Source organism: Streptomyces sp. NPDC059534, assembly GCF_042743475.1.
Taxonomy (GTDB): Bacteria; Actinomycetota; Actinomycetes; order Streptomycetales; family Streptomycetaceae; genus Streptomyces.
Genome location: NZ_JBHWAQ010000098.1, coordinates 1 through 5790, shown reverse-complemented (window position 1 = coordinate 5790; position 5790 = coordinate 1). Strand labels below are relative to the sequence as shown.

At 68.6% G+C, this 5790-nt stretch carries 3 protein-coding genes; 2 read left to right on the top strand and 1 reads right to left on the bottom strand.

The features are described from left to right. Nucleotides 1-216: 216 nt before the first annotated feature. Nucleotides 217-3339 carry a Tn3 family transposase gene (locus tag ACFVZH_RS39760; protein ID WP_384905461.1) on the top strand — a complete coding sequence of 1041 codons (3123 nt, stop codon included), beginning with the start codon at nt 217-219 and terminating at the stop codon, nt 3337-3339. A 348-nt stretch (nt 3340-3687) separates the two neighbouring features. On the opposite strand, the gene ACFVZH_RS39755 is transcribed toward ACFVZH_RS39760, so the two are convergent. Beyond that, the gene (locus tag ACFVZH_RS39755) at nt 3688-4035 is read right to left on the bottom strand and encodes a YidB family protein (protein ID WP_384905459.1); all 348 of its coding nucleotides are present in this window, start codon (nt 4033-4035) and stop codon (nt 3688-3690) included. A 775-nt stretch (nt 4036-4810) separates the two neighbouring features. Between ACFVZH_RS39755 and ACFVZH_RS39750 the strand changes: the two genes are divergently transcribed. After that, the gene (locus ACFVZH_RS39750) at nt 4811-5653 is read left to right on the top strand and encodes a recombinase family protein (RefSeq protein WP_384905458.1); all 843 of its coding nucleotides are present in this window, start codon (nt 4811-4813) and stop codon (nt 5651-5653) included. Nucleotides 5654-5790: the final 137 nt, after the last annotated feature.

Below are 5790 nucleotides of genomic sequence, written 5' to 3'. Positions count from 1 at the left end.
CTGATGTCCCTGTTCAGCGAGGTGTCCTCCGCCCTGCTGGTGCCGACACAGCAACTGTCGCCAGTTCGCATCCGATGCAATTGGCGGCGCTTGGAACATCGGTACAGCCGTTGGCGCTGAGATTGATCATGGTCGGCTAGCACAGTGATCGTCCCCGGAGTAGGGATTCGCTGAAGGATCGTCGCTCTTGGGCGGTGGCTGGCTACGGTCCAGCTCATGCCAGTGGAGTTCTTAACTGATGATCAGGCGGAGGCGTACGGGAAGTTCGCCGAGGAGCCGACGAGGCCGGAGCTGGAGCGGTTCTTCTTCCTGGATGACGTCGACAGGGACCTGATCGCGTTGCGGCGTACGCAGCATCATCAGCTGGGCTTCGCGCTCCAGATGTGCACGGTCCGGTACGTGGAGCTGTTCCTGGAGGACCCCCTCGCGGTGCCGTGGCCGGTGGTCGAGCACTTGGCCGCGCAGCTGGGCGTCGAGGATCCGTCGTGCGTGAAGCGGTACACCGAGCGACTGAAGACGGCGTACGAGCATGCGTGGGAGATCCGGGACGCCTACGGCTACCGCCCGTACGACGACCGGGAGTGGGGCCGGAGGTTCCGTACGTTCCTGCACGGCCGGGCGTGGACGCACGCGGAGGGGCCGGTGGCGCTGTTCAACCAGGCGGTGGGCTGGCTGCGGCGGAACCGGCTGCTGCTGCCGGGTGTCTCGGTGCTGGCCCGGCAGGTCTCCGAGGTTCGCACAATCGCGGAGAGGCGGCTGCACGCCACCGTCGCGGGGGCGGCTCGCCGTGCGGATCCGGCGCTGCCTGCGGATCTGGTGGCCACCTTGGCGGTGCCGGTGGGCGGCCGGTACTCGGAGCTGGAGCGGCTGCGCCGGCCGCCGACGCGGACGACGGGCACGGCGTTCGCGCGGTCGCTGGAGCGGATCGATGAGATCGGCGCGTTCCAGCTGGGCCGGTTGAAGCTGTCGCAGATCCCGCCGAACCGGCTCTCGGCGCTGGCCCGGTACGGGCTGGGGTCGAAGGCCGCGAGTCTGGAGCGGGCGGCGGAGCCCAAGCGCGCGGCGATGCTCACCGCGGTGATGCGCCACCTGGAGGCGAAGGTGATCGACGAGGCGCTGGACCTGTTCTCGGTGCTGATGGCCACAAGGCTGATCAGCACCGCGAAGCGGGCCACGGACAAGGAGCGTCTCTCGACGCTGCCGCAGCTGGAGAAGGCGTCGCGGACTGTGGCGCGGGCGGCGAAGGTTCTGTTCGAGGAGTTGGAGCTGGTCGAGGCGCACGGTACGGATCTGGACGCGGCGGCACTGTGGCGGGCGGTGGAGGAGGTCGCGCCGCGGGCGGTGGTGATGAGCGCGGCCGCGATGGTGGTGTCGCTGGTACCGGAGGACGAGGACTCGGCGGCGGTCGCGATGCGGGCGGCGCTGGCGACCCGGTACAACACGGTGCGGCCGTTCCTGTCGCTGCTGGGCGAGTCGAAGGCGCTGGACGCGGCGAGCGGCGGAGCCCGCGTCCTGGCCGGGGTGAAGCGGTTGCCCGCGCTGGCGCGGCGGCGGGTGAAGGACAAGCCGCTGCTGCCGCGCGAGGTCGACGACAAGCTGGTGCCGGCCGCGTGGCGCAAGGCGGTGTACGCGAACTCGGATCTGCCGGCGGGGGCGGTGGACCGGGACGCGTATGTGGTGTGCGTGCTGGAGCAGCTGCACCGCGCGCTCCAGCGCCGGGACGTGTTCGCCTCTCCTTCGCACCGCTGGTCGGACCCGCGGGCCCGGCTGCTGGACGGCACCGAGTGGGAGGCGGTACGGGAGGAGGTCCTGGCGGGGCTGAGCCTGGACATGCCCGTCGAGGAGCGCCTGGCCGCGCTGGTGAGCGCGCTGGACGCGGCGTGGAAGCAGATGGCGGAGCGGCTGGAGAGCGCCGGGCAGGACACGAGGGTCACCATCGAGGTCCCGCCGGGCGGTCGGGCGAAGCTGAACGTGTCGAAGCTCGGCGCGCTGGGTGAGCCGAAGTCCCTGGCCTGGCTGCGGGGTCGGGTGGAGAGGATGCTCCCGAAGATCGACCTGCCGGAACTCCTCTTCGAGGTGCACGGCTGGACCGGGTTCCTGGACGCCTTCGTGCACCTGGCCGACGGCACGACGACCCGCATGAAGGACCTGACCACCTCGCTGGTGGCGCTCCTGGTCTCGGAGGCGTGCAACATCGGCATGACCCCGGTCGTCAACCCCGCCCATGAGGCGCTGACCCGGGCCCGGCTGGTGCACGTCGACCAGTTCTATCTGCGGGCCGACACCATCGCCGTGGCGAACGCCGCGCTGATCGAGGCACAGGGGCGGGTGCCGATCGTGCGGTACTGGGGCGACGGCCTGCTGGCCTCCGTCGACGGGCTGCGGTTCGTCGTACCCGTCCGCACCATCAACGCCGCCCCCTCCCCGAAGTACTTCGGGTTCAAGCGCGGCATCACCTGGCTCAACGCCGTCAACGACCAGGTCGCCGGGATCGGGCAGATGGTCGTGCCGGGAACCCCACGCGACTCCCTGCACATCCTCGATGCCCTGCTGAACCTGGACGGCGGGGTGAAGCCGGAGATGGTGGCCACCGACAACGCCTCGTACTCCGACATCGTCTTCGGCATCTTCAAGATCCTGGGCTACAACTTCAGCCCCCGGTTCAAGGACCTGGACGACCAGCGGTTCTGGCGCGCGTCCATGCCAGGGGTCGAGGCCGGTACGTACGGGCCGCTGGGGCCGCTGGCCCGTAACCGGGTCAACCTGAACAAGGTGGTCACGCACTGGCCGGACATGCTCCGGGTCGCCGGCTCCCTGGTCACCAACCAGGTCCGCGCCTACGACCTGCTGCGGATGTTCGGCCGGGAAGGACACCCGACCCCACTGGGACAGGCGTTCGCCGAGTACGGCCGGATCGCCAAGACCGAACACCTGCTCCGTGTCGTCGACCCGGTCGACGACACCTACCGCCGGCAGATGAACCGGCAGCTCACCGTCCAGGAGTCGAGACACAAGCTCGCCCACGACGTGTGCCACGGCAAGCGCGGCACCATCCACCAGGTGTACCGGGACGGGATGGAGGACCAGCTCGGCTCGCTCGGCCTGGTCCTGAACGCCGTGGTCCTGTGGACCACCCGGTACATCGACGCCTCCGTCGCCCAACTGCGTGCGGAGGGCTACGAGATCCGTGAGGAGGACATGGCCCGGCTGTCCCCGCTCAAGCACAAGAACCTCAACGTCCTGGGCCGCTACAGCTTCACGGCCTCCACCCCGGACGGCGGCGGTCTGCGGCCGCTGCGGGATCCGGACGCGGTCGAACTCGACGACGAGGAGGAATGAGTGTGCGGCCAGATGCGCCAGCACCCCAGCCGTGGCCGGTCAGCCTTCGAGTTCGTGGCGGAGGCGTCGGGACGAGCTGAACGTGGAGAGGTTGAGGATGTCGGGCGCCTCGGCGAGGCCGGGGTCGCCGTTCTGACGGCTGTGCCGATTGCGCCCAGGGCTGGTTCCCCACCGAGGACGCTACGCCTTCACTCTTAACCTGCCCGCCCACGGACTGAGGCCCCTTCGCACCGAGGCTACCGCCGAAGGCGATCAACAGGGCTGACAGCGGCTCGGGACTGACGGGCCGAGGCCCCGGCGGGAGTGGGGCGACGCCGGCGGCGCAACTCCACCCCCCTCCATCGCGGCTCAGGACTCGGAGCCGTCGTCACCCTCGTCGGAGTAGAACTCCACCAGATGGCTCTCGAACTCGTCTTCCGCAGGCAGCTCCCCATCCGGGGTCACCGTGTCGACAAGATCGGGAAGTTCCTGCGCGAACTGCTCAGCGTACTCCTGCACACTCACCCCGGCCGCCTGCGCTGCCTCGGCCAAAGCCCCCTCGGGCATGGCCCTCAGCAGCTGCTCGCCGGTAAGCGGAATGTTGGCCACGCTGGGGCTGATCCACGTACCCACCTGCTCGGCGTAGCCCTGATCCGCCAGGTACACGAGGAGCACCCCCAGCTTCTCGCGGGGCGCCAGCTCAGTTGCTTCCGTCATCGCTCGCTCTCCCCCTTGGCAGAAGCCGCAGCACCGAGCCCCCGAAGGGCCTTCTCCAGTTCGGCAGTCTTCAGTGTCCTCGGCGCTACCGAAGTCTGGCCACCCGAGGTCCCGAGAATAGGGGACACGATTGCATTCGCGTTCCTGCTGAAGAGGACGCTAAGGAGGCCGTTCACGAGGTTTGTGGCAGTTCCGCCGTTGCCAAGGATGCCAGTCACAATGTTCCCAACGCTGTTGCCAAAGATCTGCGTCAGGGGAGTCGAGGAATCCGGAGCATTCGACGTTACTTCGATCTGAAATGAGAAGGGAGCCGACGGCTGTTGGGACGTCCGAGGATCCGGCGGCTGTTTGGGTGGGTACTCCATGCTTTCTCCCTAGAGAGTACTTTTGCGGTGATCACCGCAAAAGGGAGCCTATGGGCGGATTCACCTCAGGGGATGGCAACACGGCTGACCTCAGGGCACTCCCTTGACTTTGGCGGTTCCTCTCACAAATGAACATCTGCGACAGCCCCGGAAGCGATCACGTTTCCGCAGGTCGCCGTTCGCAAAAGTCCTCTCGAAACCGGCATGTTGTGCGAGGCGGTTCTGAGAGACTCCCGGCATGGATTTGACGCCCGATCAGGCTGCATTTGCGGTAGAACGTCACGACTGCCCGAACTGCGATGCGCCCGCCGGCAGCGCCTGCCGCACCCGCGGCGGGAAGACCGCCGCGAAGTACCACACCCCCCGCTTCGTCCTCGTGCCCGCGCTCCGCGAGGAACTGGAGATCCCCGGTGCCCGCCGACCGGCACCCCGGCCGCGCGTGGAAGCAGGGCCCCGCGCTCGCGGTGGTGCCCGCACCCCGCACCGAGCGGCCGGTGAGGATCGGGTACGCCAGGACGTCGACCGCGCGGCAGGAGCTGGCGGGCCAGCTCGAAGCCCTCCACCGCGCGGAGTGCCACAAGGTCTTCAAGGAGCAGATCAGCACCCGCATCAAGGTGCGGCCCGAGCTGGAGGCGGCACTCGCCCTGGCCCGGCAGTTCAAGGAGGCCGCCCCGGAGACGCCGGTCATCTTCACCGTCCACGAACTGAAGCGTCTGGCCAGGAACGCGGCCGAGCTGATGACGCTGTCCGCCGAGCTCCAGGGCGCCGGCATCCAACTCGAACTCCTCACCGGCCCGCTCACTGGGATCTACGACCCCAACGGCATGGGCGCCATGTTCTTCGCCGTCCTCGCCGTCGCCGGGCAGATCGAGCGCAACTACATCCGGGAGAAGACCCTCGACGGCCAGGTCACCGCGGCGGCCAAGGGCAACCACGGCGGACGGCCGAAGGTCATCGACGACGACATGCTCACCTTCGCCGTCGCGCTGAAGAACAAGGGCGTCCCCGTCCCGGAGGTCGCGAAGAAGCTGGTCATCAAGACCGGGAAGAACGCGGGCAAGAACCCCTCGGTAGCCTCGGTCTACCGGGCGCTCGCCGAAGCCGAGCAGGCCGCCGCAGCGGACGACGGCCTGCCGCTGCGGCCCAAGCCGGTCCGCATCCGCCGGCCCGGGGACGCGCTCACCCCCGAGGAAATCGACCTCCGCGAACGCCTCCAGGCCCAGCCCCACCCGAACGCGGAGACCCGCAGCTAGTACTCCAGCAGGATTTTGCTGTCTGACCTGCGGGTTTCGCTGGACGGCTGGAGTGTAGCGGGGCTTCGATCGTGCGGGGGCGGTCTCACGGAGACCGCCCCTCGATCGTGTGACAACGCCGCAGATAGTGACAGCGG

Coding starts and splice junctions, on each gene's coding strand:
- ACFVZH_RS39760 (WP_384905461.1), top strand. CDS start 217: ATGCCAGTGGAGTTCTTAACTGATGATCAGGCGGAGGCGTACGGGAAG.
- ACFVZH_RS39755 (WP_384905459.1), bottom strand. CDS start 4,035: ATGACGGAAGCAACTGAGCTGGCGCCCCGCGAGAAGCTGGGGGTGCTC.